The organism is Dietzia sp. 179-F 9C3 NHS, from assembly GCF_045369825.1.
GTDB lineage: Bacteria > Actinomycetota > Actinomycetes > Mycobacteriales > Mycobacteriaceae > Dietzia.
Genome location: NZ_JBIQES010000038.1, coordinates 1 through 1,603 on the forward strand (window position 1 = coordinate 1; position 1,603 = coordinate 1,603).

Below are 1,603 nucleotides of genomic sequence, written 5' to 3' on the forward strand. Positions count from 1 at the left end.
GCCTGGGTGGTGGGGGTGGTGTCTGTCGGGGTGGGTGCGCCCTGGTGGTTGAGGGTGTGTTCGGCGTGGGTGCGGCGGCGTCGGGTGTCGTCGTGGCGGCGTTGGCGGCGATCGGGTCGTGGGGGTCCGGCGGTGCCGGTGTTGCCGGTGTGGCCGGTTTCGGCGGCGGTCCTTTGGCGGGTGACGGTGGCCGGGTCCACGGGGGTGGCCAGGGCGGCCAGGGGGCCGGTGGGTTCGACTCTGATTCGGGTTCCGGGGTCGGGGTGTGGGTGTGCCGGGCCGTGGAACCAGGCGTAGGTGCCGTCGTGGTCGCGGTAGTAGGCCCAGATCCCGGCGGTTTTGACCCGGTGGTGGCAGCGGCAGATCGGGGCGGTGTCCTCGCTGGTGGTGCGGCCGCCGCGGGTGGGGTCGTCGTGGTCGAACGGGATCGTATGATCCAGATCGCAGTCCTCGGCGGGCACGGCGCAGCCGGGGAAGATGCAGGTGCCGTCGCGGGCCTGGACGAACAGCCGCAACGCCTCGGGGGCGGCATAGCGTAGTGCGGCGGGCCGGTTCCGGTCGGCCAGCTCGGCCAGGTTCACCCGGCGCCGGCGGACGGTGGGTTCCCAGTGGTCGGTGCTGGCCCGGGTCACCGGCCCGAAGCCGCGCAGCTCCACCGGTGCCTGCGGGTCGTGTGGTGGGGGTTCGAAGGCGTACAGCACCACTTGCCGGGCGGCGCGTTGGGCGTGTGGATCGTGTGGGTGGTTACCGTCGGCGTCGGGGAGGTGGTCCCAGCCGCGGGTCAGGGCGAGCAGTGCGGCGGCGCGTTTTTGGGGCAGGGTGCGCTCGTCGCTCGCGGCGGCGCGGCGGGCCATCTTCTCGATGCGTTCCATCACCTCCAGGCCCTGCTCGGCCGGCAGCATCGCGGCCAGCACCACCCGGTCCCGGCCCGCCTGGTCGAGCGTGACGTCGGTATCGGCGCGGTCGCGTCGGGCGGCGGCCTCGGCGGCCACCGGGTCGGCGCGCAGGATCATCCGGCCCAGCATCCGCTTGAGCGGGCCGATCTTCGGCGGGTGGGACCGCCTGCGGGTGGGGCCGAGCCAGGCGGCCAGGAGCCGGTCCAGCTCGCCGATCTGGGCATCACAGACCAGGCGGGTCTGCTCCACGATCGCCCGGACGGCCTCCGAACCGATCCAGCCACCCCGCACCAGCGCCCGGATCCGCGGCAGGCGTTCGCCGACCTCGACCGCCGCGGTGACCAGGGCACCGGCCCGGCCCGGGGTCATCGCCATCGACGCCCCCACCGTGGTCACCGCGACCTGCTCGGCATCGGCCGCGCCGGCGGTGCGGGCCCGGGCCACCGCCTCGAACGCAAAATCCAGCACCCGGGCCTCGGCGGCAAAGACCAGCCGCTGCGCCAGATAGCCCTGCTGCTCCACCTGGCCCCACCCGTCGAACCCCACCGGAACCCACACCCGCGCCCCGCCCGTGGCGACCACCTTCGCCCACGACGGCACCGCCTCGACCTGCTCCGCACCTGCCATGACACACCCCCCTGTGTTCACTGTCGATGCGAGCATATGTTCGAGGTACGACACGAACACCCACACGAACCAACCGTGCC

Annotated in this window: 1 protein-coding gene; it reads right to left on the bottom strand. The window is 73.5% G+C overall.

Going from position 1 to position 1,603, the window contains the following annotated elements; translation table 11 throughout:
- A partial coding sequence (locus ACH0BZ_RS16335) for a DUF222 domain-containing protein (RefSeq protein ID WP_406899798.1) occupies nt 1–1,523 on the bottom strand: 1,523 nt, incomplete at its 3' end.
- Nucleotides 1,524–1,603 lie beyond the last annotated feature (80 nt).